The 25,867-nt window shown below is 48.2% G+C and carries 28 protein-coding genes, 1 tRNA gene and 4 pseudogenes; 11 read left to right on the top strand and 22 right to left on the bottom strand.

The window, feature by feature from the left end; all coding sequences use genetic code 11:
* The first annotated feature begins 34 nt into the window (after window positions 1-34).
* Window positions 35-1,879 carry an RNA polymerase sigma factor RpoD gene (gene rpoD / locus C1N59_RS03270; protein ID WP_028723590.1) on the top strand — a complete coding sequence of 615 codons (1,845 nt, stop codon included), beginning with the start codon at window positions 35-37 and terminating at the stop codon, window positions 1,877-1,879.
* A 72-nt stretch (window positions 1,880-1,951) separates the two neighbouring features.
* Here the strand turns inward: rpoD and mug are convergent, their stop codons facing one another.
* A complete protein-coding gene (gene mug, locus C1N59_RS03265; protein ID WP_394550311.1) occupies window positions 1,952-2,467 on the bottom strand; it encodes a G/U mismatch-specific DNA glycosylase in 516 nt (171 codons plus the stop codon).
* A gap of 302 nt (window positions 2,468-2,769) precedes the next feature.
* Between mug and C1N59_RS03260 the strand changes: the two genes are divergently transcribed.
* From C1N59_RS03260 to C1N59_RS03250, 3 genes and pseudogenes are all read left to right on the top strand, one after another.
* A tRNA-Ile gene (locus tag C1N59_RS03260) sits at window positions 2,770-2,845 on the top strand.
* Window positions 2,846-3,364: 519 nt separating this feature from the next.
* Complete coding sequence (locus tag C1N59_RS03255) at window positions 3,365-4,006, top strand: hypothetical protein (RefSeq protein WP_394550309.1); 642 nt, start codon at window positions 3,365-3,367, stop codon at window positions 4,004-4,006.
* A gap of 373 nt (window positions 4,007-4,379) precedes the next feature.
* Window positions 4,380-5,045, top strand: a pseudogene (locus C1N59_RS03250) (tyrosine-type recombinase/integrase); the annotation flags it as partial.
* A 130-nt stretch (window positions 5,046-5,175) separates the two neighbouring features.
* Here the strand turns inward: C1N59_RS03250 and C1N59_RS03245 are convergent.
* Both C1N59_RS03245 and C1N59_RS03240 read right to left on the bottom strand, forming a co-directional pair.
* The gene (locus C1N59_RS03245) at window positions 5,176-6,084 is read right to left on the bottom strand and encodes a hypothetical protein (RefSeq protein ID WP_394550308.1); all 909 of its coding nucleotides are present in this window, start codon (window positions 6,082-6,084) and stop codon (window positions 5,176-5,178) included.
* Between the two features lie 95 nt (window positions 6,085-6,179).
* Window positions 6,180-7,079, bottom strand: coding sequence for an NACHT domain-containing protein (locus C1N59_RS03240; protein ID WP_394550307.1), 900 nt, complete (start codon window positions 7,077-7,079; stop codon window positions 6,180-6,182).
* Window positions 7,080-7,237: 158 nt separating this feature from the next.
* On the opposite strand from C1N59_RS03240, the gene C1N59_RS03235 reads away from it, so the two are divergent.
* Window positions 7,238-7,507: a hypothetical protein gene (locus C1N59_RS03235; protein ID WP_394550306.1), complete on the top strand. Its 270-nt coding sequence runs from the start codon at window positions 7,238-7,240 to the stop codon at window positions 7,505-7,507.
* Window positions 7,508-7,755: 248 nt separating this feature from the next.
* On the opposite strand, the pseudogene C1N59_RS03230 reads toward C1N59_RS03235, so the two are convergent.
* Window positions 7,756-8,151: pseudogene (locus C1N59_RS03230) on the bottom strand (phage tail protein); the annotation flags it as partial.
* 279 nt (window positions 8,152-8,430) lie between these two features.
* On the opposite strand from C1N59_RS03230, the gene C1N59_RS03225 reads away from it, so the two are divergent.
* Window positions 8,431-8,976 carry a hypothetical protein gene (locus C1N59_RS03225; protein ID WP_394550304.1) on the top strand — a complete coding sequence of 182 codons (546 nt, stop codon included), beginning with the start codon at window positions 8,431-8,433 and terminating at the stop codon, window positions 8,974-8,976.
* 20 nt (window positions 8,977-8,996) lie between these two features.
* Window positions 8,997-9,437: a WapI family immunity protein gene (locus tag C1N59_RS03220; RefSeq protein ID WP_110268417.1), complete on the top strand. Its 441-nt coding sequence runs from the start codon at window positions 8,997-8,999 to the stop codon at window positions 9,435-9,437.
* Here C1N59_RS03220 and C1N59_RS03215 read toward each other — a convergent pair.
* The 3 genes and pseudogenes from C1N59_RS03215 to C1N59_RS03205 all read right to left on the bottom strand — a co-directional run bounded on the left by C1N59_RS03215 (window position 9,434) and on the right by C1N59_RS03205 (window position 11,167).
* On the bottom strand, window positions 9,434-9,586 hold the full coding sequence (locus tag C1N59_RS03215) for a tail fiber assembly protein (protein WP_199227863.1): 153 nt from the start codon (window positions 9,584-9,586) through the stop codon (window positions 9,434-9,436). The genes C1N59_RS03220 and C1N59_RS03215 overlap by 4 nt on opposite strands.
* Before the next feature lie 553 nt (window positions 9,587-10,139).
* Window positions 10,140-10,427 (bottom strand): annotated as a pseudogene (locus tag C1N59_RS03210) (DUF1493 family protein); the annotation flags it as partial.
* A 548-nt stretch (window positions 10,428-10,975) separates the two neighbouring features.
* A complete protein-coding gene (locus C1N59_RS03205) occupies window positions 10,976-11,167 on the bottom strand; it encodes a toxin-antitoxin system HicB family antitoxin (RefSeq protein WP_039341980.1) in 192 nt (63 codons plus the stop codon).
* 138 nt (window positions 11,168-11,305) lie between these two features.
* Here C1N59_RS03205 and C1N59_RS03200 point away from each other — a divergent pair, with 138 nt between their 5' ends.
* Window positions 11,306-11,836 (top strand): hypothetical protein, encoded by a 531-nt coding sequence (locus C1N59_RS03200; protein ID WP_262959506.1) that lies wholly within the window; start codon window positions 11,306-11,308, stop codon window positions 11,834-11,836.
* Between the two features lie 374 nt (window positions 11,837-12,210).
* On the opposite strand, the gene C1N59_RS03195 is transcribed toward C1N59_RS03200, so the two are convergent.
* The 10 genes from C1N59_RS03195 to C1N59_RS03150 form a co-directional block, all read right to left on the bottom strand.
* Window positions 12,211-12,432: an ogr/Delta-like zinc finger family protein gene (locus tag C1N59_RS03195; protein WP_033739904.1), complete on the bottom strand. Its 222-nt coding sequence runs from the start codon at window positions 12,430-12,432 to the stop codon at window positions 12,211-12,213.
* Between the two features lie 73 nt (window positions 12,433-12,505).
* Window positions 12,506-13,663: a contractile injection system protein, VgrG/Pvc8 family gene (locus tag C1N59_RS03190; RefSeq protein ID WP_394550302.1), complete on the bottom strand. Its 1,158-nt coding sequence runs from the start codon at window positions 13,661-13,663 to the stop codon at window positions 12,506-12,508.
* Window position 13,664: 1 nt separating this feature from the next.
* On the bottom strand, window positions 13,665-14,168 hold the full coding sequence (locus tag C1N59_RS03185) for a phage tail protein (protein ID WP_033739905.1): 504 nt from the start codon (window positions 14,166-14,168) through the stop codon (window positions 13,665-13,667).
* Between the two features lie 6 nt (window positions 14,169-14,174).
* A complete protein-coding gene (locus C1N59_RS03180; RefSeq protein WP_394550301.1) occupies window positions 14,175-16,421 on the bottom strand; it encodes a phage tail tape measure protein in 2,247 nt (748 codons plus the stop codon).
* Window positions 16,414-16,536: a GpE family phage tail protein gene (locus C1N59_RS03175; RefSeq protein ID WP_013027268.1), complete on the bottom strand. Its 123-nt coding sequence runs from the start codon at window positions 16,534-16,536 to the stop codon at window positions 16,414-16,416. The genes C1N59_RS03180 and C1N59_RS03175 overlap by 8 nt, the downstream gene beginning before the upstream one ends.
* Before the next feature lie 32 nt (window positions 16,537-16,568).
* Complete coding sequence (locus tag C1N59_RS03170) at window positions 16,569-16,865, bottom strand: phage tail assembly protein (RefSeq protein ID WP_375097014.1); 297 nt, start codon at window positions 16,863-16,865, stop codon at window positions 16,569-16,571.
* A 54-nt stretch (window positions 16,866-16,919) separates the two neighbouring features.
* Window positions 16,920-17,432, bottom strand: coding sequence for a phage major tail tube protein (locus C1N59_RS03165; RefSeq protein WP_033739911.1), 513 nt, complete (start codon window positions 17,430-17,432; stop codon window positions 16,920-16,922).
* 12 nt (window positions 17,433-17,444) lie between these two features.
* A complete protein-coding gene (locus C1N59_RS03160; protein WP_394550300.1) occupies window positions 17,445-18,614 on the bottom strand; it encodes a phage tail sheath protein in 1,170 nt (389 codons plus the stop codon).
* Between the two features lie 40 nt (window positions 18,615-18,654).
* Entirely contained in the window at window positions 18,655-19,008 is a 354-nt protein-coding gene (locus C1N59_RS03155) for a YciI family protein (protein ID WP_394550299.1), read from the bottom strand.
* Window positions 19,009-19,020: 12 nt separating this feature from the next.
* Complete coding sequence (locus C1N59_RS03150) at window positions 19,021-19,599, bottom strand: recombinase family protein (protein ID WP_394550298.1); 579 nt, start codon at window positions 19,597-19,599, stop codon at window positions 19,021-19,023.
* Window positions 19,600-19,660: 61 nt separating this feature from the next.
* On the opposite strand from C1N59_RS03150, the gene C1N59_RS03145 reads away from it, so the two are divergent.
* Entirely contained in the window at window positions 19,661-20,194 is a 534-nt protein-coding gene (locus tag C1N59_RS03145; RefSeq protein WP_394550296.1) for a phage tail protein, read from the top strand.
* Window positions 20,195-20,852: 658 nt separating this feature from the next.
* Here the strand turns inward: C1N59_RS03145 and C1N59_RS03140 are convergent.
* The gene (locus C1N59_RS03140) at window positions 20,853-21,449 is read right to left on the bottom strand and encodes a tail fiber assembly protein (RefSeq protein WP_058702818.1); all 597 of its coding nucleotides are present in this window, start codon (window positions 21,447-21,449) and stop codon (window positions 20,853-20,855) included.
* Window positions 21,449-21,900, bottom strand: a pseudogene (locus C1N59_RS03135) (phage tail protein); the annotation flags it as partial. The gene C1N59_RS03140 and the pseudogene C1N59_RS03135, both read right to left, overlap by 1 nt.
* Window positions 21,901-21,981: 81 nt before the next feature.
* Between C1N59_RS03135 and C1N59_RS03130 the strand changes: the two are divergent.
* Together C1N59_RS03130 and C1N59_RS03125 are read left to right on the top strand one after the other, a co-directional pair.
* Window positions 21,982-22,617, top strand: a complete 636-nt coding sequence (locus C1N59_RS03130) for a glycine-rich domain-containing protein (protein WP_394550294.1) — start codon at window positions 21,982-21,984, stop codon at window positions 22,615-22,617.
* Window positions 22,614-22,790, top strand: a complete 177-nt coding sequence (locus C1N59_RS03125) for a hypothetical protein (RefSeq protein WP_185200640.1) — start codon at window positions 22,614-22,616, stop codon at window positions 22,788-22,790. Before C1N59_RS03130 ends, C1N59_RS03125 begins: the two co-directional genes overlap by 4 nt.
* 279 nt (window positions 22,791-23,069) lie before the next feature.
* On the opposite strand, the gene C1N59_RS03120 is transcribed toward C1N59_RS03125, so the two are convergent.
* The 3 genes from C1N59_RS03120 to C1N59_RS03110 are packed head-to-tail and all read right to left on the bottom strand — an operon-like array spanning window position 23,070 to window position 25,865.
* Window positions 23,070-24,359, bottom strand: coding sequence for a phage tail protein (locus C1N59_RS03120; protein WP_394550292.1), 1,290 nt, complete (start codon window positions 24,357-24,359; stop codon window positions 23,070-23,072).
* Entirely contained in the window at window positions 24,356-24,964 is a 609-nt protein-coding gene (locus C1N59_RS03115) for a phage tail protein I (RefSeq protein WP_033739917.1), read from the bottom strand. Before C1N59_RS03115 ends, C1N59_RS03120 begins: the two co-directional genes overlap by 4 nt.
* Complete coding sequence (locus tag C1N59_RS03110) at window positions 24,957-25,865, bottom strand: baseplate assembly protein (protein WP_394550290.1); 909 nt, start codon at window positions 25,863-25,865, stop codon at window positions 24,957-24,959. Before C1N59_RS03110 ends, C1N59_RS03115 begins: the two co-directional genes overlap by 8 nt.
* Between the last annotated feature and the right edge of the window lie 2 nt (window positions 25,866-25,867).

Genomic DNA, 25,867 nt, shown 5'->3' with positions numbered 1-25,867 from the left:
CCAATCTAATTAACAGAAGTGTGGATACCGTCTTATGGAGCAAAACCCGCAGTCACAGCTCAAGCTTCTTGTCACCCGTGGTAAGGAGCAAGGCTATCTGACCTATGCTGAGGTCAATGACCATCTGCCGGAAGATATCGTCGACTCCGATCAGATCGAAGACATCATCCAGATGATTAACGACATGGGCATCCAGGTGGTTGAAGAAGCCCCGGACGCCGACGATCTGATGCTGAATGAAAACAGCTCCGATACTGACGAAGATGCCGCGGAAGCTGCCGCTCAGGTATTATCCAGCGTTGAATCTGAAATTGGCCGCACCACCGACCCGGTTCGCATGTACATGCGTGAAATGGGTACCGTTGAACTGCTGACCCGCGAAGGCGAAATCGACATCGCGAAGCGTATTGAAGACGGTATCAACCAGGTTCAGTGTTCCGTTGCTGAATATCCGGAAGCCATTACCTACCTGCTGGATCAGTACGATCGTGTTGAAGCCGGTGAGTCGCGACTGTCAGACCTTATCACTGGCTTTGTCGATCCTAACGCAGAAGAAGACCTGGCACCGACCGCCACCCACGTCGGTTCTGAGTTGTCCGAAGAAGATCGTAATGACGACGACGATGACGACGAAGAGAGCGACGACGACAGCTCTGACGACGATAACTCTATCGACCCGGAACTGGCGCGCGAGAAGTTCTCTGACCTGCGTACGCAATACGAAACAACGCGCGATGTGATCAAGAGCAAAGGACGCAGTCATGCGGCCTCTGTCGCTGAGATCCAGAACCTGTCTGACGTCTTCAAACAGTTCCGCCTGGTACCGAAGCAGTTCGACTATCTGGTGAACAACATGCGCGAAATGATGGAACGTGTCCGTACCCAGGAGCGTTTGATCATGAAGCTGTGTATTGAAGTGTGCAAAATGCCGAAGAAAAACTTCATTACGCTGTTCACCGGTAACGAGACCAACGAGAGCTGGTTCAAAGCCGCACTGGCGATGAACAAGCCATGGTCTGAAAAACTGCTGGACGTGCAGGATGACGTGATGCGTTCGCTGCAGAAGCTGGCACAGATTGAAGAAGAAACCGGCCTGACCATCGAGCAGGTGAAAGACATCAACCGTCGTATGTCGATCGGTGAAGCGAAAGCCCGCCGCGCGAAGAAAGAGATGGTTGAAGCTAACCTGCGTCTGGTGATTTCAATCGCCAAGAAATACACCAACCGTGGTCTGCAGTTCCTGGATCTGATTCAGGAAGGGAACATCGGTCTGATGAAAGCGGTTGATAAGTTTGAATACCGTCGCGGCTACAAGTTCTCGACCTACGCCACATGGTGGATTCGTCAGGCGATTACCCGTTCTATCGCTGACCAGGCGCGTACCATCCGTATTCCGGTGCATATGATTGAGACCATCAACAAACTCAACCGTATTTCGCGCCAGATGCTGCAGGAGATGGGCCGTGAGCCGACGCCAGAAGAACTGGCTGAGCGTATGCTGATGCCAGAAGATAAGATTCGCAAGGTGCTGAAGATTGCCAAAGAGCCTATCTCTATGGAGACGCCGATTGGTGATGATGAAGATTCACATCTGGGTGATTTTATCGAAGACACCACGCTGGAGCTGCCGCTGGACTCTGCGACCTCTGAGAGCCTGCGTTCTGCGACCCACGACGTGCTGGCTGGCCTGACCGCGCGTGAAGCCAAAGTGCTGCGCATGCGTTTCGGTATCGATATGAACACCGACCACACGTTAGAAGAAGTGGGCAAACAGTTTGACGTTACCCGTGAGCGTATTCGTCAGATTGAAGCGAAAGCCCTGCGTAAACTGCGCCACCCGAGCCGCTCGGAAGTGCTGCGTAGCTTCCTCGACGACTAAGTCCGTTAAAACCCCGGTTCGCCGGGGTTTTTTATGTCTGCTGCCCTGCCCTTTTCCCGCAAACCGCCACCATTAACGCCGCTGCTGTAACGCCTCGTACATCTGGCGATATAGCGCCACCATCTCTTCCAGTGAGGCCCGGTTTAATCCGCTGGGATTCGGCAACACCCACATTTGGGTTTTCCCCATGTAGATCGGCTGCTCGCCCCATTGCACTTTGCTCTGACGAAACGCGCGTTTAAAGGCATCTTTGCCCAGGATAGCCAGCGCGGCAGGCTGATAGCATAGAACCTTGTCCATCAGCCGCTGACCGCCATCACGTAGCTCATCACTGGCCAGTTCATTTGCCTGGATGGTCGGGCGCTCGACCAGCATCGTAATACCACAGCCGGTCTCCAGTAAGCGCTGCTCTTCTTCCGGCTTCAGTTGCTGCACCGTAAACCCTGCCAGGTGAATCACCTTCCAGAAGCGATTGCCGGGATGGGCAAAATGATAGCCGGTGTGCGCGGTCGACTGACCGGGATTGATGCCGCAGAAGAGGACGTTCAGGTCCGGTGCAATGATATCGGTGATGTTGTGTTCGCTCATGAGGCCTCCTGGCTTTGCGCTGCGTCCTGGCCGCTCACGCAAAGAATCCGTATTCGTCATAATCTTGCCAGTGGTTAACGCTTATTTGCGGAGCAATGTCGTGATCGCGGCTGTCTTTCCTACTGTTAAGCCCAATAAGACAATCGCGCTTCACCGCACATGCGACGACGCTGCGTATCAGCGTAGCGTTTTTGGCGGTTTTATCATAGTTATCAGCAAGTAAAACATTGCTGCTTATTTCAGCAACCAGCCGAACAACGCTGGATTGCCCCGAACAGATACTTTATAATCCCCGCTCCATTGGCCCCTTAGCTCAGTGGTTAGAGCAGGCGACTCATAATCGCTTGGTCGCTGGTTCAAACCCAGCAGGGGCCACCAGATTTAGTGATTAAAATCATGCAGTTAAGCCACCTCGCAAGGGTGGCTTTTTTGTTTGTGCTTTTTGAGTGGCGATAAAATGGCGTTTTATTTTAATGGCGTCAGTATACGGTCATAGAAAAACCGCTTAATTTGATAACATTGTGCAGTGCATTGTTTCCGTTAAATTTAATCTTCAAAAGACCTGTTTGTATCAACCAGATCATACCTACCTACAGATGCGCACTGTCCGCAACGCTCTGTTTTTGATGGAGTTGGTCCGAATTTTGGCTAATTTATTTAAAACATTGAGTTAACAGCGTCTCATATGACAGGTTTAAGAAGTGATGATTTGATCGTAAGGCATATAGCTCAATCAAACTTTTCTATTAAGGAGACCGAGTAAAGCTGTTACCAACTCAGTATCCTGAATAGGCCATAATGGCAGTTGTGTGCGAAGAGACTCAAAAAGAACCTTATTACTACACACAGGAGTTCAATTGCGTTATGCTTTTGCGAAAGCAGTAGGAGGGCTAATTAATGGATGTTGCTCAGATAGCAAAAGCCGTAGGTGATGGTGTTATATCAATCCCTAGAGACTTCTATTTAGGACTGGAAAGAACATTCCAGGACCTGAATCTGTCGGATGGGGGCTACCGGACACAGCGGCGTAACTTTGATGATGACAAGCGAGTTTTTCAAGCAATAGAGCAAATTATCAAAGACCGGAACACAATCGCCAAAGTCGCTAAAATCATCATTGACGATGTTTTAAACCGATTGCCCGCTCCTGTACTAATGAAAGTTCATGAGGCCGTTATTGGCAGCGCTACGCAGTTTGCATCACGCACTGCATTGCAGGTGAGTATCTCGACCTTCCTCGGCACAAAAGTTATGGGTGGAATGATAACCGGTCTGATTACCCGTCTCGCAATCAGAGGTGTAACAGGCGTGATGTTAGGCGGTATTGTAACTCAGGGTGTGATAGCGCGAGCATGTGATGCCTCTCGGCGATTAAGCATGGAAAACCCGGCGCTGTGGCAGAAGCTGCGTATCCATAATTACGATATGCTCTACTTCCTTTTTGAAGAGCCTCTTAAGCACCTGATTGAAATGGGGAAAATTTTGCGTAAAGAGCCCAACAGGATTGAGGAGTTATTACGTGCTATCGAGAATCTTTAAACTGTCATTCAAATTTATTTCCGAGATATTGGGAACTTTGGTTTTGACAGCAACTGTATTTGGGATGTTCTATACAGGTTTCACAAATGAAGGCAGCATGCGGATTGTAGGGCCTCTCGCTGTATTTATCTGCGGAATCGGGGCTTATGTGTTGGTAATGTATGCCACCACGAAAATCAATGAAAATGATAAAAAGGGCCAGCCAGGTTAATGCTGTGCTCGTGGGCATTCCGCAAGTTGAATCTAAAAACCAGCGATATAGAATATCACCCACTGTAATTTTGGCTTTAAGCTGAAGGTTAAATTTCAAATAAAAGCGACCTTAAAACCGTAATTATCTACCTGACAAAAAAATTTAAAAATCATAAACAGGAAGGTAACTCAATCCAGTAGAGTGAAGACGATAACACATCGCACGGTAAATTTAGAGTTCGAGTATTTCAGGGCTATATTTAAAGAACTACGCCGATTAGATGAATGGACAGCGCCTAATTCGTTTGAGAAAGTACACGAGTTTAAAATTAGTGAATTGGAGATGGCATATCTCACCATTGAGGAAATTAAAACTCTCCTCACAGAGTGTGAGAACAGCCGATTGAAAGATCTGAAAGCCATTGTGAAAATCTGCCTTGCTACTGGCGCACGATGGAGTGAGGCCGAGGGACTAAAGGGGAACCAAATCCGCGATGGTCAAATCATCTATGTGAAAACAAAAGGCAAGAAAAATAGAGCGGTGCCAATAAGTGAAAAATTGAAAGCTGAACTGCCATCAAGCAGAAAAGCTCAGTTGCTATTCAAACCATGCTATTCAGCATTTAGAAAAGCTATGCAACGTGCAGGTATAGAAACACCCTCTGGGCAACTAACACATGTTTTACGACATACTTTCGCTTCTCATTTCATGATGAAAGGCGGCAACATCCTTGTACTTCAATGAATACTGGGACACACCGATATCAAAGTGACCATGAGGTATGCGCATTTCAAACCCAATCACTTGTCAGAAGCAAAGCTGTTGAACCCTCTTAATCTAATATAATTTGGCAAGAAACTAAATAATCAGATAACTGGTTAATTATATAAATAATTATTTAATGAAAAAAAACATACATTTAGGGAGTAGCGCAAACCATATGACTTGCGCCACTTTACAAACCAAAAAAAAAAGCCTATTTACTATTTTTTTTCATTAAGGCTTTAATCACTCTCTGTGTTGTAACATTTTTGGAGTTTACTTTCTCAATAGCAGCATTATATTCCTCAAATATACTATCTATCATTCCACTTACATCTTTTACAAATAATTTAATGAACTCAACAAAATCAGGAAAAATAGATATAAATTCCTTTCCAGTCATTTCAAATGAAGCAGAGTAATCTTTTGACTGCCTTACTTTACCCTCAACCAAACTCGAGTACTTAATATCATTAAGTTTATTAACACTCCAATAACTAAATATAGACGTAATGGGATCACATTCAACCTGCCGCAAAAACATATACTCTTTTAGATCATCAATAATTGAAAAAGGAAAATCATCTTTTGAAATGGAATTTACAATCCCAACAATTTTGAAAGTATCACCCCCATCTCCATGTTCATTTTCTTTGTCGAAAAGTATTTCAGCATCTTCAAGGTACTTAATCACGTTTTCTGTGACAGGGTATTTTATATTATCTTCCTTAAAGCCCAAATCATCGATTTTCAATTTAATAAAATGAGGGTAATATGCAGAAGGAATTAAACTTTTTAACATATAGCAAAAATTCACATCCGGCCTCAATTGTTTAATTTCATGAAAAAAATCAATCTGATTTTCTTCTGCACTAGTGCTTATAAATTTAGCTGCATAAAAATCCTGTATCGACTTATGGATAAAGGTATAATTATCATACCCATCCCTTGTAATTAAATTGGTAATCTCAATAACATCTTCAATTATAGCTTTCTCATCATCATTTCCCTTGCCAATAATATCTTTTGCATCAATAAAAGCCTCAACCATATCTGAATATGCAAAATTTGTTTGTTGCTTTAATTGGGCAATGAAAGCGAAATATGATAAACATTGCTCCATTTGCGTGTCAGTTAGATCACTTTTTCTGGCGCGTGTGAATATTTTATTAAAGTCATGTTTATACACCAAAGATGAAAATAAAGACTCATAGTAACTTACAATATTTTCAGGTTTTTTCCAAGCCCTATACTTGTCACTATAAAAATATCAACAAGTATAGGGGATTTTATCGAATCTAATAAAAAGTCCTTTCCATGTAGAATGGTTAAAAGTGTACTTTTAGTTTCAACATTTATAACATTAATGTTGATAATCTCCTCAACATCACTAGCATTAAGGAATTGAACATTGTAAACCAGAAAGCCTGGTTTTTTACATACTTGAGTATCTGGCCTTGAAGAACAAATAACATTCATTTTCCATAATGAGATACATTCATCCAATAGCGCCAAAGCATTATCTCTTTCGTCATGATGAATCTCATCAAAACCATCAAAATACACCCTTATATTATTCAGTTGTTTAAGTAAACCTATAACACTGTCGACATCTGTTTTTACTCCATGAGCTTTGAAGTGCTGCAGAAGGACTTCAGGAACTGAAACCTGGCTTGAAAAATCGATTGCTCTAAGAGAAATAAACAAAGGAAAGAAGACATTTTTGTTTAAGTCCTCCAAAAACATTTTTTTCATAGTGATAGTCTTACCTTGCCCAGCATAACCAACCAGACAAGATGATGTATGTTCGGGTAGAGTAAAATTATCATCCACAACAACAACCTCATCTTCAGGAGATGTAAGTTTTAATGGATGGTAAATTTGATCCAAAAACACATCCCTGTCACCATAAATAATAGTCCTAAAAGTAAAAACCTTATTAATGACATTTTTAGCATAATCATGATTACCACTAGGCTCACATAGCGAGTTATACAACTCGTAGACATTTTTCTTACTTTTAATAGTACTAATAGCAGAAGAAATTGAAGCAACACCTGCTTTAACCAAAAGACCAGAAATAACTTTCGTTGTAATTGACGTTATAAAAGTAACCATTTTACCCTCAATTTTTAAATGCAATGGAATATTTATATTAAAAAAAATTTTAAATAGATATAATTAATCATGAAAACAATTGACAATCTTTTTTTTATTAAAAAACAGCACATAAGATAAATTTAAAAAAATAACATGGAGCCTAACCGGCGTTTGCAATGATGTCTATTGAGTTAAAGAAAATTTTATTTGGTGACTTTCACTATCTCAGTTTTCTAACTAAAGTAAAGAAAAGTTATAAAAATTCGAAAAAAATGGCAGCAAAGTGGCAGCAGAGCGCAACGCTATATGCCACTTTTCATCACTATTCGGCCCAAATAAATAATAATAATCAGCAACTTACTGATTTAACTCACTTTGAATTGGGACTCATAATCTCTTGGTCGCTGGTTCAAACCCAGCAGGGGCCACCAGATTTCACCTGTTGAATCAGGATATTAAGCCACTTTTAGCCGAGTGGCTTTTTTGTTTCTATAGGCCAGTGTCACAAAAGTATCGCATGACTTTATTCGTTCTTTTTGAACGCAGATACAAAAAGCATACTTTCGCGAGCTTTCAGTGAAGTAACGATTACCTTCTGTCGTTATGCGTAAAAATCGGCACCTTATTAGTCTGGCCCGGCGAGACGATCATCCCCGCTATGCTTTCGTACGTTTTGAAGGTGCACCTGCTACGCGATCCTGGCGAGCGCGATCGCCATTTCCAGCGAGTTAAGGCCCGGCACGCCGAGCTGATTCTGCGCTTAACCGGACTTTCATTACAGTGTACTGGCCGTTTTCGTAAGTGGTACCGATGATGCTTGAGATGGTTTCCGCTTCGGTCGCACCCACGGCAACGCGCACCAAGACATTAACCGATTTGGCCTGGTCGAAAATCGCCTGCTAACGTGCATTTTGCCCCGGCTTTGGCGATACCACCCTACACGTTAGCAAACAATACCGGCGTATTCAGCGGTAGTGTCGGCGTCCCAGGCGGTACAGACCAGCTCAATAATCGCGGTAGAGATGATGGAAATGTTGCGAGTGCCATCCATGATTTCGACGATGCAGATACCATGACAGTAATCAGACATCTGATGCCCCCGTAAAATGGATGTGCTCAGAGTGTCAGGTCAGGCAATGCCGTTTATACAATTAGGGTTTGTTGAAGAATGATCGGGCATTTACTCGGGAATGATCGCTTTGCCTTCCTGTGGCACTATGAACAGCCATCATCAAAAAGAGGGAACGAGAATGATCTCAGGAAGAGCAGAAAGACAGGAACCTGGACGGTATTACACTTTTGAGTCAAGATTGCCCCCGGAGAATTTTTTGAGCTTCGGCCACAACATCTACCACGCAATGCTCAGCCGGTGCTTGATGAAACAAGCGGTATGTGTATCGGCTACACCGTGGCTCAGGCTCCCGGCCTCTGGCAAATTTATGATGCACAGGGCCATTTTGTCCGGCTTGAAGAGGCTCCGCTTGAAACGCCGTTGTTCGATCCCACTGATATTGCACTAATTGCTTTTGGTGTTTTCCGCATTCTCCGCACTGGCCGTGCTTTATTTGAAGCGGGTACGCGAACAGCGATTACAGCAAAGCTTGGCCAGGGAACGATTTCATTTTTGCGCGCCCGGTTTAAACTCGGCTTATCTGTACGCAACCTGAAAATGACCGAAACGGCTGCTAAGCACATGTATGAAACGGGTCGGTATGTTCCTTTACATATTCAGGAAAAAGCTATTCGTTTTGGTAAGCGAACGGCCGATCCCCGGAAAGTTAAAGGCCTGTACAGATACGAAATTGAGATGTACAAGCTTTATCGTAAGAAGGCCACTACTGAGTATAAAAAATACACACTCGAAGTTGTGGTAAGAGAGTCCGACTGGACAATCACCCACTTTATGTATTTTTAATAACCGACAGGAACGCATCAATGTTTGATATTAAAGATGAGAAATTTACGTTTACGGTTTCTCCTTTTGAAAGAGTGGTCGATAACGACATTGACCCTGAACATCATCGCTGGGACTGGATAAAATCTTTTGTTGAATTTTCTGTTCCTGGCCTGAAAGCACAGTTTCAAACTGAATTTACGGTAGGTGAGCTACTGGAACTACGTGAGCAATTTGCAGCGCACCATAATGCTTTAATTGCTCAAAGAGAGATAAAGCCTTTCGTGTTTCAAAGCCAGTGCCATCAACTGAATATGATCATCAGGAAAGTAACCGGCGAAGAGGGTGTAATTATTGAATATGACCTTCGTCCTGAAGCGCATGCTGACAGCGCTCAGGTGAAAGGTGATTTCGGCATCAATGAGAGCTACTTCCCAGATATTTTAAAACGGCTGGATGAGATGATTGAATGGCAAAATTAAGCCTTCACGCCTCTAAAATTTTCCTGATAGTCCCCGCTGTAACGGGGATGTTTCTGTTTAGGCTTTCCCGGCCAACTAATATCCGGTGCCGTTAAGGTCTCCACGCGGTAGGTTCTCCATTGCTCCAGTAGCGCTTTCTCGCTCTCCATGGCGATGCCCAACTCGTCCGCATCCTGCAAGGGCGGAATAACGTATTACACCTCACATTACGCTAAGAATGGCACACTTTGACCTACTCACATTTCCCCCATGAGTTTGCGCGGACCAGCCACTGTAAAACAGGTCCGCAGATCCTATACGCTTTCCTGGATTGCTTTCGCTCAACGTTTTCAGCTTTGGCAAAATTTTGCTCTCAGTGCGTTGGTAACGCATACAGAGCGTACAGCAGGTATGCTATTTTTTTAACCTGACAAAATATCGGTAGATTTTTTTTGCCAGACAGATAGCGACAATGCCCAGCAAAATCGATGTTATACCGAGAAAAAACATTAACGAAAGGAGATGGCTAAAAATCCCGCCCAGGCTTGTGAAATCGCTGAGTCTGACGAGTTGTTCTGGGGTTAGTGTACGAACCATTATTTCCGGAAGAATCAGAAAACATATAATGACTGCTAAAATATAAATCGTCTTATTTTTTCCCTTTTTCATTATTTTCCTGTCTGAGTTTGAGGGTAAGGTATTTTCTGTTTTTGATTTTTCTTCATCCGTCCAGTGACCTGCTCGGGCCGAGTCAATCAGTAATTGAATGGTCAACGCCTTTTCTGCTTTGCCATTATCTTCAGGAAAATAGCGAGTGAAATTGATTTCATCTAAATTAATCGAAAATTTCTCTGTGAATTCCTCTAGTAAATCATAGGCATCTAACGGGTCCATTCGAAAATCTTCATTAAGATCGGTATTATGTTTGAGCGGATACCGCTTAAAGGTAAATATGCTTCGACCATTGTAAGTCTCAACAAGATCGAGTACTGCTTTTTCTGTCTCGTCCATTATCGTAGTCTGCTCTTCTTTCTGGCAATATTATTTTATTTGAATGTTATCTCATAGCCAATCTTGTAAGCGTACAACTTAGATTGCTCATTCATTTATAAGGACCTTACATCCTGATTATTTACTTTGAGCAAGTCAATATGGGTAAGTCCCGATTCACTGAACATCATATTACAGATAAATATTGAAACTTCATGGTGTTTTGAAAATCGCCATGAAAAAGATTATACGGTTGAGGTTAAACCCACTTACTGTATCTTACATAAAGATAAGCAACGATACCGACCCAGACAACCACAAACCCCATTGGGTAAAATGGAACGAATCGCACAATAAAATAAGCACCAACAACACTGACTATAATCGGTACAAGATAGAAAAAAGATTGCAGTAACCATACAATAAAAAGCTTCATTTACTCACAACTCCATCAAAGCCTCAGCTATTTTATCAAACTTGTAATGGCCAAATTAAAAACTTCACAATAGCGAAATTTAGCTTTTTTCATTTACCACACATATAATTAACTCAATATTTCACGTACAAACTCACCCCTCCGGCTCAATTCCCCTTGCCTTTAACGCCTCTCTCGCCAGATTCTTCAGCCAGCTTGCCAGACTAATTCCTTCTTCAGTTGCAACCGCATCGAGCTGTTTTTTTAAGGCGGGATCAATGCGCATTTGAAATTGTGGGGACTTGCCTCCACCTTTTGGTTTTTTTTCACGCATTATAATTGACATGTACTGACCTATTCCCTCATTTTAATCCTTTAAAAGACCACACTAACATGAGGCCTTTTATGAGAGCAACGCCCCGGCAGTGATGCAACACATACCGGAGCGTCTGACCACAACGTTCACTCTAAAGGAAACAACGCTATGGCTAATACCAATAGTAACACAACCACTCATTATGAAATCGTGGACATTCAACCAGTTATCGAACCGGCAGTATCAACCCTTTTGAAAACACCGCTCGGCACGACGCACGATCTCTTTCAGGTGCTGGAGGCATGTAGCCACTATGTCGATGCCCTGGTGGAATGTCACGATATCACCGCTCGTATGGCACTATGCGGCCGTCTGCTCGCTGCACTGGAAGTCTTGAAAGTTCTGTTAGACAAGCCACTGCCAGAACACCTGATTAAACGCCTCACGCTGGAGAAAGGTAATGACAAAGCCTGTCGCAGCGGTTGTTCGATAGATTCGGAAGAGATGCGGCAATATTGCAGCGCATTGACGTTAGTGTTGCTGAATCAGCCGGCTTCTACAGACTTGCAGAAACACATCACCGGCTTGTTATTCCAGATGATTAACATCATGACTGATGACTTAACCGCGCCGCGTTTTGTGCAAACAGCGTCGGGGCTGGTGATGATCGATAGCAAACTTACAGATAGCGTTCATTAATTCCGGCCCTTTCCCTTCTTCCCTTTGGAAGAAGGGAATTCGCATACCGAATTCAAATCCCAGCGCGGACTTACTCTTAGTACCAAAATACTTTATCACCCCTGCGTTTTCTTCTGCCGAAAATCGCCACGCTTTTTCTCTCTTCACCGGAAGCCTGTTTTGCCTGACTCATATCAGTAAAATCTTTTTATTCCGTACAGTAATTGCCAGTGTCCCCAAGGGCCCCGGCCCTCACCACCGTACAGTTATTAACAGCACTCCCAGAGGCCGCTGTCGCGCCCTTAAACGTCAACGGCTCGCTGGCCTTCAGCCTGATCTCCCAGCGATCCCATCCAGGCCGCAGCCATAAAAAAACCCGCTTTCGCGGGTTGGGCTTACAGCAGCTGCGGTGACGGATTATTGCTGCCTTTCGCCATCACCGGCACGGTATTAATCTGTGCCGGTTCGACGATAATCCCGGATACGCTCTCCAGGGTTTTAAAGGTACAACTGCAGTTAATATTCTGGCACTGGTGATAACGTTCTTTCGTCTCTTTCGAAACATAACGGCTGCTTTTCGTATGGGCGGCGGTCTGACATTTTGGGCAATGCATCATAGTTGTTCTCCTCTCTGGCATACAATCACATTAGCCAAAGACTAAACAAAAAGCAACAATAATTAGATTTAATCTAACCAACTTGCTTTTCAACTAAGATGTAATCCACGTTTTCAGTCATCAGCTCCAGGTTCAACTGGGTGGTAAAGCCACTTTTATCGAGGGTATGCACGATATTGGTAATCAGCCATTTTTGATTATCGATGACCGATTTAAAACCATGAGCTTTGACCGGCGTTTCAGGAATCAACTCCGCAGCACCCAGCGCCAGTAGGATCTTCAGCGTAGCCCGGTTGCGTTGCAGTTCCTGCCACTTTGCCTTAGCCGCCTCCTCTGCTTCCTCCTGGCTACTGAAGTGCGTATTCAGTACATACAGCTTCTTATTGCTGCCAAAAACATAGGTTTTTCCCGGGTCTTGTTGCCCGATTGTGGGGATATTTTTGGCTGCGGGATGGACAGGGTTCACCGCCGGTGTTGCTGGCGGTATCGTGTTGACGGTTACCCCTTTCTGCTGCGCCTTTTTCTGATCGTACCATTTTGCTTCTACGCCACTGTAATCGTCGCGCTTAAACAATTTGTACTCATACTTATCGCCATCCTGTCGGTTCAGATTCAGGAGTGAAATCGGCTTTCCGCTCACGGTCACGCCCTGCCCGGGGGCAAAGAACTGCAGCATTTCTTTTTTAATTGTCGCCACCGCGCCAACCAGCATAGCCAGACGAGTAATAAATGTGCCGTCCGTTTCCTGTGTTTGATCGAGGTGCTTAATCTTTTTCTTAGCTATCTCCTGCGAAACTTTCCACTTGAGGTTATTACGTTTCGCGATTTTTTCCACGACCTCGCCAACCGTCATGTCTGGATATGAATCAGTGATTTTAACATCGAGCGAACCGCTAAAATCGGCGCTTCGGGCGACCACCGTTATCGTGTCCGGCGCGCCCTGGTAGGTGACTTCATCAATGAGGTAGATGCCTTTATTTGCAAGCGGCTGTCCTTTCCAGCCAATCTCCAGGGCGACTTTTGCGCCAAAAGGCGGCATGACCAACTGGCCGTCGCTGTCGTCCAGTGTCAGCTCCAGTTGATCGGCCTGCAAGCCACGGTTATCCGTTAACTTCAGAGAAATCAGCCGTGGGCGAATATCTTCCGTTTTATCCTTCGTCTCAATTTTGATATTGAAGTCCGGCGTCGGCGCAACGCGCAGAGGCACCGGAATCGGGGCGATATCGCTCATCTCAGCGCCCTCCGCTCAGCGCAGAGGTAACGCTGTTGATGACAGAACCCACCCGTTGCGCTGCGTCACTGGCCCGGTTTTGCAGTTCTTCCGCCTGCCTTTTTAAGTCGCCGAACATGCTGGTCAGCGAATCGTCAACCCGCAACAGGTTGAGGGTAAAGCCTATCTTGCGCGCGCTGCCGTCGCTGTAGAATTCGGTATGCGTGGCCGAGAAATCTGTTACGACAAACATGCCGTAAATAATGCCATTGCCGCCAATCAGCGGCCACGCCAGGCCTTCATCGGCCATCGCCTTCAGTGCCAGCAGCGTGACATTGCCGCCGGTGATTTCAGGCCGGAGCTCGCCAGACAGGGTGATTTTATCGTCACCGGCACCCAAAAACTGGGTCGACTCACGTCGCCCCACGCGACTGTTCTTTGCCCAGCGATAGCCCACGTCATGCTTCAGATTGTCGAAGGGAAGGGTTTGCCGTACAAACGGCATCATGCCTAATATCATCATCATGGTGAATTAATCCCGGCTAAACATGGAGTTATAGCTGCTATCAGCCGTGGACCACGGCGATGCCGTGGAATACTGTGCAACGGCCTGTCCGATCGCCTGGGGGTCGCCTGTCGCATAGATGTTGTTGGTTACGGTGTGCTGACGGTTATCCACGTTTGAATTGTTAACCGAAGGCAAAGGCTGATTGAGCGTGCTGTTAAGGCTGGCGCGCGATGCGGCCGGACGGGCATCCGCGTTATCCTCATCCTCGTCGTCCTGCTCGCGCATTTTGGGCGGTGGCAGCTTGTCTTTCACCTTGTCAGATTTCTCATCGATGATGCCAAGTTTGCCCAGCACCCAGTCAATGCCGCCCCGCAGTTGGTTAAGGGCTTCACCAGGCAATTTCAGCGCTGTCGCCAGCATGTTGCCGAAGCGCTGTCCCATCTCCCCTGCTGAAGCCAGCTCCTGCTGAGAAAACTTCACGGGTTCCAGCAGCGTCGAGAACCATGCGCCCAGCTCAGACACTTTGTTACTGAACCAGTCAAATACCGGCTTCAGCGGCGCGAACGCGTCGCTTATCGGCCCCATCGCCGCGCTGAAACCTTCAGCAACGCCGCTGATAAAAGCGCTAATCGGTTCCCAGTACTGGTAAACCAACATGGCACCCGCCGCGATAGCCGCGCCAAGCAAGACCACCGGTAGCGTAATCGCCCCCAGCGTGGCCGTAATCGCGCCACCGATGATGGCAAACGCGCTGCCCAGCAGCTCCACACCCGCCATGATAGTACTCAGCCCGCTAATGACGGGCCAGGCAATGTTCCCCACGCTGGCCAGGGAATCCACCAACGTCAGCCCACCGGCCGCCAGCGTCAGCAGGCTGTCCGAGAGCTGAGGATTGATATTCATGACGCCGGTCAGTACGGACTGTACGGACAAGCCATCCTGAGTGATAGCCTGCAGGCTGGTATCAACCGACGCGTCTGCGGCTGGCGGCTGGGCAGCGGGCGCCTGAGACAGCTGATCCAGTCGGCCACTGGCTGCGCCCTTCATCAGCACTGCGGCAGGGGCCGCGCCCTGTTCACCAAAAATGGCCTGCAGATAAGCGGCTTGTTGGGCTGCGTCGAGTTTATTTTTCTCAAACGCCGCCTGTACCTGACCGAGCACCGCGAAAATGGGCTGGTTGTTGCCCTGTTCGTCAGCGGTTTGCACATTCAACGCTTTCAGTGCGCTGTCTGCGCTGGCGTCCGGTGCCTGAACATGTGTCAACATGGCGCTGACGCCAGCACCGGCCTGGCTGCCCGTCATGCCGTTTTCCGCCAGCACGCCCATCATGGCCGCGGTCTGACCGACGCTTACACCGGCGTCCTTCGCGGCTGGCCCTACAGCGACCATCGCCGTCTTAAGCGCGGTAAAATCGGTGGTTTTATTGGCAAAGGTCGATGAGAGCACGTCGCCTAACTGACCAACCTGGTCATCTGCAATGCCGAACGCGTTTTTAATATTGAGCACCAAAGACGCGCTTTCTTGCATGCTACGTTGCGTCGCGTTTGCAAGGTTAGCCACTGCCGGTGCTGCAGCTTTTGCCTCTCCCGATGAGCCACCCGATTGCGTAATCGCCGCGCGGGCTTGCACAACCTCATTTGCAGGTGACAGGTAATCAATGACTTTTCGGCCCTTTTCAACAAAGTCTTTGGCCTTCGAACTGGCACTTTGCACGTTATCTGCCAGCGCCATGCCGGCACGGTAGCGATCGCGTATGCGGTTGAGCTTGTCCTGACGTTGATTCAGCCGATCCATGGACTGACCCTGCGCATTGAGGGTGGATGTCGTCTGCTCGGCTTGTTGATTCAGCTTCCGGCGCTCACTGCTCAACCGGCGCGTGGAAATCCCGGCGTCATTCAGCGCCTGGCGTTGCTCCTGTACCGACTGACGCAGCTGAATATTTTTTTGCTGCAGCGCGTTAGCCGACTGACGCAGCTTATCCAGCGCCTGCGTTTGTTCCGCGGTGGGGTTTTGGGTGTTTTTAAGTTGAATGGCGAGTGCTGCCGCTTCTGCCCGGGTATTTTTGAGATTTTGTTGGGTCAGCGTCAGTTCTTTGCGCGTCGCACGGAACCCTTCAATCTGCGCGGATTTAGCGTTGAGCGCATCCAGGTGGTCCTGCGTTTCCTGGATATCCGCAGACAGTTTTTCTGTTTCTTTACGCACGGCACTGAACGGGCGCGTCGCCCGATCAACCGCTTCCAGCAGCACTTGCAGCTTGAGCGTGTTACTCATCTGAGGTTACTCCACTGCGGATCATCACTCTATGCCGCCAGTCGAGTAACTCTTCCAGCGACATGGGATACATTTCTGAGGGGGGCCAGTGAAAAACGCTGGCAATATCGGCCATCAGATCATTGACCGTCATATCGCGGGGCCAGCTTACGTGGCCGATTTCGCTGACAAAAAACCAATCACCTTGCCGCCCAGGGCAATCAGGTCAACCGGGTCCAGCGCATTGCATTCCGCTTTGGTCAGCGAAGGCATCGTGATACGGGGCAGCACCATCAACAGCGCATCCACATCGGACGAGGCCAGCTCGGCCAGTCGTACACCGCGCAGTGCGCCGGCGTTCGGTTTGACCAGCTCGATCTGGGCGATCACTACATCACCGCGTGAAATCGGGCTTTCCAGCACCACCAGGTTGTCTTTCTGTTCCGGCTTATCCAGCTGTTCCATTTTTTCTCCATCTCAATCAAGAGGGACCAGCGCAGAACGCGCTGGCCTTTGTTATTACACCAGGCCGAGATTTTTACGGCGCTGTTCCAGACGATCGACGCCGTTGACCTTCTCCACCATGTTGACGGTGTCGATTTCAATCAGCTCTTTGCCATTCCAGGTCAGTTTGAAATAGGTATTTTTGCTGGTGACTTTGGTTTCGGCGTTTTCACCCTGCTTGGCTTCACCGAAGTCAAACGCCTGGTGCTTACCGCGCACTTCGATTTCAACGGCAATCTCTTCGCCGGTGTCATCGCGCTGATAAGAACCGGTAAAACGTAACGGAACGTTGGCCGTTGCGCCCCACTGGCTGAGTACCAGCTCATCCATACCGCCCAGCGTCCACTCCATATCGAGCGCCGCATCGTCCAGGCCGTTATCGATAAACGCGGCGCCGTTCATGCCGCCTGCGCGATAGGTATCCAGCTTGCGTGACAGCTTCGGCAACGTAACGGCGGTTACAATGCCCTGATAGCTGTTTGAATCATTGAAGAGGTTTAACCCCTTGAGTTTACGTGGCAGTGCCATTTATCCGGCTCCTTAGCTGTTTACGGATGCGGCGAAGTTCGCCAGATAGGTATCAGTGATGCGCTGACGCAGCGTCAGATCTTCCAGCGGGGGCACCGGCGTGTAGTCGTAATCGATAAACAGTTTGCCCGCCTTCAGGCTCTCTTTATCGTTCGCGCTTTCGTCGTACCAGCAGTTCGCACCCAGCAGATAACCAGCGCTGACCAGTTCACGGAACTTCGCATTGATGCCGGCGATGATTTCGCGTACCAGTACTGGCGTCAGCGGTTTATCGTTGGCCCACATGTGCGCTTCCGCCATGATATCGGCCAGCACCTGCGCTGAACGGGTGTAGTTCTCAAACGCGAAAAGCGGATCGTCGCTACAGGTACGGTTGCCCCAGAAACGGAAGCCGTCTTTACGGATCAGCGTGGTGACGCACTTCTCATTCAGCAGATCGGCATCGGTGCCAGTCTGTTGCAGATCCCAGAAAACGTCTGCAGAGATGCCGGTTACGCCATTGACGCCCACGTTGGACAGGGTTTTATGCCAGCCCGTATCGTTGTCAATTTTGGCGCGCAGGCCCAGCGCACGTGCGGTGGCATAAGCCATTTCAGATTTGCTGGTCGCGGTATTCCAGGCAATAAAGTCTGGCCAGATGACCATCAGCTCACGCTGGCTGAAGTTTTCGCGGTACTTCATGGCATCAGAGATGGTTTTGCTGTTCCAGGCGGACACGTAAGCAAAGCCACGCAGCTGCTGTGCAATGCTGGCCAGCGCGGTCGCCACTTCCAGCGAATCCAGCCCTGGCACGCCCAGAATACGTGGCTTAACACCCAGCTGAGTTTGCGCGCTGAGCAGCGCCTTCATGCCGGTGTATTTACCGTTCGCGTCTGTCGAGCCAATCAGGTTAGAGGTGGTTTCCGCCTGACTCGCGCCTTCTGCTACGCGAACCACGACAGTCACTGGCTTCGCCTGGTCAGCAATCGCCTGCAGCGCGGCCGCCAGGGTGCCCTGGGTACCGGCTTTGCCGATGGCTGCCTGCACGTTGGTCAGCAGAACAGGTGTGTTAAGAGGGAACGCCGTTGCATCAGCATCTTCTGCGGTGCAGATCATGCCAACAATGGCGGTTGAAACAGTCGAGATGGTGCGTGTGCCGTCATTAATTTCGACGACGCGGACACCGTGATGAAAATCAGACATCTGTAGCACTCCGTGTTGAGGGTGTGCTCAGAGTGTCAGGTCAGCAGAAAGGATGCATGCGATTGCAGTTTGCTGGCGCGTGGCTAAACAGTGGCGATAATTTACAGGGTAACGGGGCTGTCAAAAGCCTTACTCCAGAGCCGGATATCCACGTTTTGACGCAGCCCTCTTGCCAGAACGGGTCCTGCTTCAGGAGGGTTTCAACAGCTTCTTTGGATGCGGCTTCCACAATCCATAACGCACCATCGGGATGGGCCGTGGCATGCTCTCTGAGGGAGCCCGCAATCAGTACGCCTGACCTGACGCTTTCCAGCCACTGCAGATGAGCGTCCATATGGATTTTGCGAATATCAGCCCGGTCGGCACGATCGTAAAAACGCACGGCAAATGACATCGTTTATTCCTGTTAGTTACTACTATGATCGGTGGGTTTAGCGGCGTTGACTGGAAGATAGCGATACAGGGTTTTGACAGAGATATCCAGCACCAGTGCCACCTGGTAACGTGTGGCGCCGTTCGTCAGCATTCTTTTTGCCCGCTCCACGACGTCCGGCGTCATAATGCGCCGCCGCCCACCAATGCGTCCTTTTTCTCGCGCAGCGGTGAGGCCCGCTCGCGTGCGTTCAACGATCAATTCACGCTCCATTTCCGCCAGGGCGCCCATCACATGAAAGAAAAAACGTCCCATCGGCGTGCTGGTGTCGATGCTGTCTGTCAGGCTACGGAAATTGACTCCACGTTCACGCAGCTCCTCAGTGAGCATGACCAGATGACGCATGCTGCGGCCAAGCCGATCCAGCTTCCACACCACCAGAGTATCGCCCTCTTTTAACGTCCTGAGCGCCCGCTTTAGGCCTGGCCGTTCGCTGGTCTTACCGCTGATTTTATCCTCAAAAATCTGTTCACAATTTGCACTCTGCAAGGCATTCCGTTGTAAATCGGTGTTTTGGTCATTTGTTGACACCCTGACATAGCCAATCAGCATCGTTTTTCCTCTGGTAAAAGGTGGGGAGTTTGCCATTGCGTAGGTTACAGGGGCCAGGGGTTTGTTTCGCGAAAACCTCGGTTTGGGCGAAGGCTCTGCTTTGCCGGTTGGTGTGCCGGTTCCATGGCCGTCTGAAATACCACCATCAGGCTGGTTGACCTGTAATGGTGATACTTTTAGCGCAGCTGATTACCCGCTTCTGGCGAAAGCCTATCCATCACTTAAATTACCGGATTTACGTGGAGAGTTTATTCGTGGCTGGGATGGTGGTCGTGGTATCGATAATGGAAGAGGGATCTTAACATCGCAGCAGTCTACGACCCTCAGAACAGCGATGCTCGATTATTATAATCAGGACGCAACGGGCGCTAATGGTGTAGTCGGGCTAGGATTCAAAAATGAAGACTCATTATTTGATATGCAGCAATCTGACTTTAAAATGCCAGATGGAACTAACCCGAATAATTATGAAGGCGCGATTTCAGACAATGGTATGAGTTCAACCATTATTACCTCTATAAAATCTGGAATATCCAAAGGTATAACTACCAGGCCACGCAACTTAGCATTCAATTATATAGTGAGAGCTAAGTAATGACTTATATACATCCTGTTTTAGAGTTCTGTTTAGGAGATAATGAAAGCTGGGTAAGGGCTGGCAAAAAGTATGAAGTCTGTATGACAAATGTCGACAAGCATTGATGATGTGTTATTGAATGATACTAAAATATTATATTGCACCGAAAGATTGCAACTTTCTTTTGTGATATTAGCGGCAATATAAAGTCGAAAATATTATCTTGTCTAGCATATGATAATCCAGTAAAAGCCGTCGATGTATCGACGACCCTGGAATATTAAAATTTATCCGTACCAGCTCGAAATTGATATCGAAATAATTACAGATGCAAGGATATTTATGTATCTGTAATTTGCAGGGATTTTTTTAGTTGAACATCTTTCTGCGGAATAAAGTGGCTGGCTTTTTTAGTATAAAACAAGCCATGGTTAAGCTCACTATTGAAAAGATAAATTATTCATTTTTTTAAGATGACGTTGACTTGGTTCTGGAATTAATCTACTCAAATAATATTTCAATAGAAAATAATTGTTGTATTTCTACAGTTTCAAATGGCCTAAAAGACAAGTGGGTTTCTATTGTTTCCCTGTCCAAAGAGTGAAAAATTCTCATAACCAAGCTGAGTTAACAGATAGCGAGCCTCGCTATCTGTCATTCTTGAGGAACACTTTAATTATTCCGGTTTTTGCGGCCAGTTAACTTCAGGTGCCGTCGATACATCGACGGCTTTCACTGCAGACTTGTATGCCATCCACGCTGATAGTTTTGCTTTGTCATTATCGCTAATGTCACCAAGCAAAAGTTCAATCTTCCAATCGGAGATTGTCTTATCGATACTATTTAAAATATCTTCTCGATGTTTTTCTGCAATTTTTTTATCGGCTTCATGTTTAAGCGAAAAATCCTCAACCCAGTTTTCACCATCCCATTTACAGTACTCTGAAGCTGGAACTTTTGAAGTTGTATTGGTTGGGTAATCACCCAGTTCAGTTATAATAAATGATTCTCCTGTCTCAGTGTTGTAGACAGTTTCACCGCGATGATCACTAATATATTCCCATGCAGAAAGGTCTTTAGTTCTGCAAACCTTCATGCCCTCTTTTTTTTCTAAGGGAGCATCGACACATGAATTAGCAGGAAGTCCTACTCCTTTAGCAAGAGTTTCAGTGATAGTTGAAAGATATTCACGAGAAACACCATCATAATTATAAACACTAATTTCCCCATAGTTAATAGCTATGAGATTTTTATCCAATTGAGCTCTTAACATTATGCAGCCCTCAAAATATAATTAAATGCAATGTTGCGTGGTCGTGTCTCTGATCCACCCGTGTTTTCCATAAAAATATAAGTGTGACAACGATTGCCCGGTTGGTTTGTGACATCAACAGACTCACTATTTTGATCTGTATAGGCAACAATATTGGGTGTTGGAGTACCATATTCGTTAACAAAACGGTGGTTATGTGAGCGAAACGCATCATCCTGTGCAGAAAGCACTGTTCTTCCGTTATCAATGTTACGCCCATCATCCCAGCCACGTATAAATTCCCACGCAAATCCGGTAATTTAAGCGATGGATAGGCTCTAGCCAGAAGCGGATAGGTGGCAGCGCTGAAAGCGGCACCATTACACTTTAGCCACCCAGTTGGCGGATTTTCCGAAGGCCAGGGAACCGGCACGCCAACCGGCAAAGCAGAGCCTTCGCCTAAACCGAGGTTTTAAAGTTTTTCCGGGCTTTGTGCCAATAATAAAAAGAGGATACAAACCTCGGTTTAGACGAAAAGCTTTTTGGCCGATTATTGAAGGTAAATATTTTCAGTCAAAATACGACTTATGCAAAACCGACCGCGAGACTACTAAAAATAATCGTTACAGGAGGCGGCGGCGGTGGCGGTGGGACTTCTGCAGTTGGAGCAAATCAGGGAGCGGTTGGCTCAGGTGGAGGGGCGGGTGGTACCGCTATCTCCTGGCATTCAGTCGATGAGCTTGAGTTTCCCATATTGCTAACCGTCGGAAAGGGTGGTTCTGGTGGAGTCGGTGGTAACGAGCCGCAATCAGGGCAAAGCAGCAGTTTTGGTAGATACCTCTCTGCATCAAGCGGTGCTCGAGCGGCAAGTGGTACGGCATTTAACTACGGAGAGAATCGCTTACTTTCTAACGGCGGCAGTGGTATTGGCTATGGTAGTAATCACATGAATGTCAGAGGCTCTGCAGGAACCCCAGCAATTACCTTAAGCTCGGGCTATGAGAGTGGAGGTGGTGGCGCATCGTTTTTCTGTGGAGGGGGAAATCCTATTGCTGCAGGCTCATCTTTGTCTGGTGATCCTGGCGCGTTTGGATCAGGCGGCGGTGGTGCATTTTCTGTTAGTAATTCTTCTGCTCAAAATGGAGGGAGCGGTGGCGATGGCATTATTATCATTGAGGAATATGCATGAAAAACTATGCGCGAATTGAAAAAAGTACAGTAAGAGAACTATTTTCAACGGAAGATGATATAACGGAATTGTTCCATCCTTCTATCCAGTGGGTTGATATCACAGAGTGTGAAATTAAGCCTGAAGAAGGTTGGGAGTATGTAAAAGGTATGTTCGTGCCACCCAGGAAATGAACATCACTTCGAAAAAAGACCCGCGACAGCGGGTCTTACTTTAAATCCCATAAACATCAAAAAGATGCTTATAAAATGATTAGTAAATGATTCCAGGTTATGGCTTCAACTGTTATGGATTGCGTTAATAAACTTATGCTGAAGTATATTTTTAAAAATAACCCTCAAAAAAATATAAATTAAAAATTAACCATGGAAAGATTGAATATTTTTAATTATTTCTGGCCGGATTATTTCTTCAGGGTTATTAAATTTTGGTGAGAAAAAATTTTTTCCCAGTTACCATTCGACTATGACTAAACCTGGCTGCCCCATAGCCCCTTTACCATTTATTCCTGTTGAACCACCTGCACCGCCAGCACCATAACCATCACCAACGTAACCATTTTGGCCTCCAGCACTACCTGCGGAAGATGAGCGAACGGAGCCACCGCCTCCACCGAATGGACATGACGCGCCTGCGCCGCCGCAACCTGTTCCAATCGTCGAGCCCGTTGTTCCTGCTCCATCATTTCCAGTGCTTCCACGAGGATATCCTCCCCCACCAGCCCCACCATACTGCGCTGAACCACCACCACCAGGGTCTCCACCCTGACCGGCGATGAGGGTCAAATAATTGCCAAAAACAGTATTGCCACCAACTCCTCCAGCTTTGCCATCGGAGTTTACTGACGTGGTTCCACCGGCACCACCAGCCCCGATGACTACATCGATCATTTCTCCAGGCTTAACTGTTATGGCGCGCTTAATAACTGACTGTCCAGCGCCACCGCCACCGCCACCGCCGCCAAATTCACTGGTGTTTGTACGGCAACCGCCCCCGCCCCCGCCGCCTCCAGCAGCACATCCGGATAAGTAGACAGTGCTTACGCCATCCGGGACCTGGAACTTGCCGTTACTCGTGAATTGTTTAACGCCTCGGGAGCGCGAAATTTCATTTTGAACCGCTTCTACAAAACCGAGGTTTTTGAGAACCTCCGCCACCAGCCCCGCATCTTTAATCTCTGCCAGCGCTTTAGCCGTTTGCAGATACTGGCTATGAGGGTTTGCCGCATCGACATGCTTCTTCATCACGTCGTCGGTATAGGCTTTCACTTCGATGACTTTGTCATCCACATACTGGCGCGTGGCCAGCACCACCGAAGGATCAATCTTTAATGTGACGGCACTGGTGCTGTTCACGATCAGAATCATGCGCACGGTCTGGGTACGGCCGCTGCCTTCCTGAAGTTGTGGCTTGTAAGTCTCCGCGCAGTTTGCCACCGCAACCATAACGCCATCGGCGTCATACAGGCCAATTTCGCGGATCCAGAAGCCGCCTTCACCTTCAGGGATAATCTGCTCAGCAATGATCTGGCTGGTGTTCGCCGCATCCACCTTCAGTGAATTCAGTGCGGCGCGTCGCTTTTCGCCGACCAGTTTGGTCTGTGCAGGATCGGGCGTGGGCAAGGTGCCGCCGCCATCCCCCACCGCCATTTGGGTGATTTGCAGTTGGGTACCCAGGGCCGCGGCATTGGCCAGCTTAGCCGCGCCCTGATTGGTCAGTATGGCAAAATATTTCGTTGTCATGCTCTCACTTCCGTCAGGTCAATAAGATGGACCGCTGCGCCGGTGTAACCGGAACCGCCTGCGGTGATAACTTCAGGTGTATAGGGATAAACGGTAAGCTCATCGCCACTGTAACTGGCGGCCGCAACAGGAACGGTGCCGGTGCTGTCCAGATTGATGGATAACCCCGTCAGATGACGGCTGACCGGCTTGGCATCGGCAATTAATCGCTCCAGCTCGTTGTACATGGCCTCAGTGATACCGGTTTCCAGCACGCCCACGTCCAGGCGGAATGTGCCCGGCGCTTCGTTGGTGTTCCACCATTCCTTGATGCGGATTAGATAGCCAAGCGGCTCCACCACACGGCGCAGCGATCCAATCGTTCCCTTGTGCTTATGGATGTATTCCGATGCGGCAACCACGCTGCGCTTGGTGCTTTCGCTCCAGCCTGAATCCCAACGGTCAACCGACCAGGCCCAGGCCAGATAAGGCAGCAGCTCGACCGGGCAGGTCTGAGCATTCCACAACATGCGCATCGGCGCAGGGATGGCCTCCAGCGTTGCGCAGGCTTCCGCCGCCGCCACTTCCAGTGCCGAAGATCCGGTGGGCAGCAGGCGTTTACTCATCAGAACCTCCTACCGTGATCTGATAACCGGTGCAGAACGCCGCCTGGGTTTTATCCAGCACCACATCCGCAGTCGGCTGCGCCAGTTCGACACGCTGTACGCCTTCGACGTGCAGGGCGGCGTAAAGCGCAGACTTACGGATATCGCGGCCCAAACGTGCCTGGGTGTTCACGAACGCCTGCAGTTTTGCTTCTGAGGCAGCGCGAATAGGTTCGGCTTCGGGGCCGGGATAGAGGTACAGCGTGGCCTCGACGCGATAATCCACAATCTGAGCCGACTGAACAGTGACGCGGTCGGCGACCGGTCGTACATCTTCATCGTTCAGGGCGGCATCCACGATTGCCAGCAGATCGTTATCCGCCACGCCGTTGCCTTCGCGTGACAGCACGGTAATGGTGACGCTGGCAGGAGACGGACTGATGGCGGAAGCATCGGCGACGCGTCCGTCGGCACTGCGCGCATGAAACTCATAGGCACCCGATGGCCCTGCCACACTCAGCCCCTCAAAGGCGGCAGCAATGCGGGCGCGAAAATCTTCGTCGCGCTCCATTACGGCTTCAACAGGCGGCGTGGCGGTGGGATCTGCAGCAGTCAGTACCAGCCGCGTCACGCCGTTATTTGCGCCCAGTTGATCCAGATCGCTGCCGTTGGCCCAGGCAACCATCACCGCCTTTGCCGCCTCGTTAACGCGCTGGCGCAGGATAACTTCCCGGTACGCGTTCTCCTGCAGGAGCTTCACCAGCGGATCCGACTCCAGCGCCAGTACGCGGGCAACCGACGCCTGCTGGTCAGCAGGATAGAGCGAAATCAATGTCGCCTTGCGTTCCGCAAGCAGCGTTTCATAGTCCAGCGTTTCCACCACATTTGGCGCAGGCAGCTGGCTCAGGTCGATAGTAGGCATGA

The sequence above is a fragment of the Pantoea sp. SGAir0183 genome (assembly GCF_043545505.1).
This window is presented reverse-complemented; position numbering and strand designations above follow the sequence as displayed.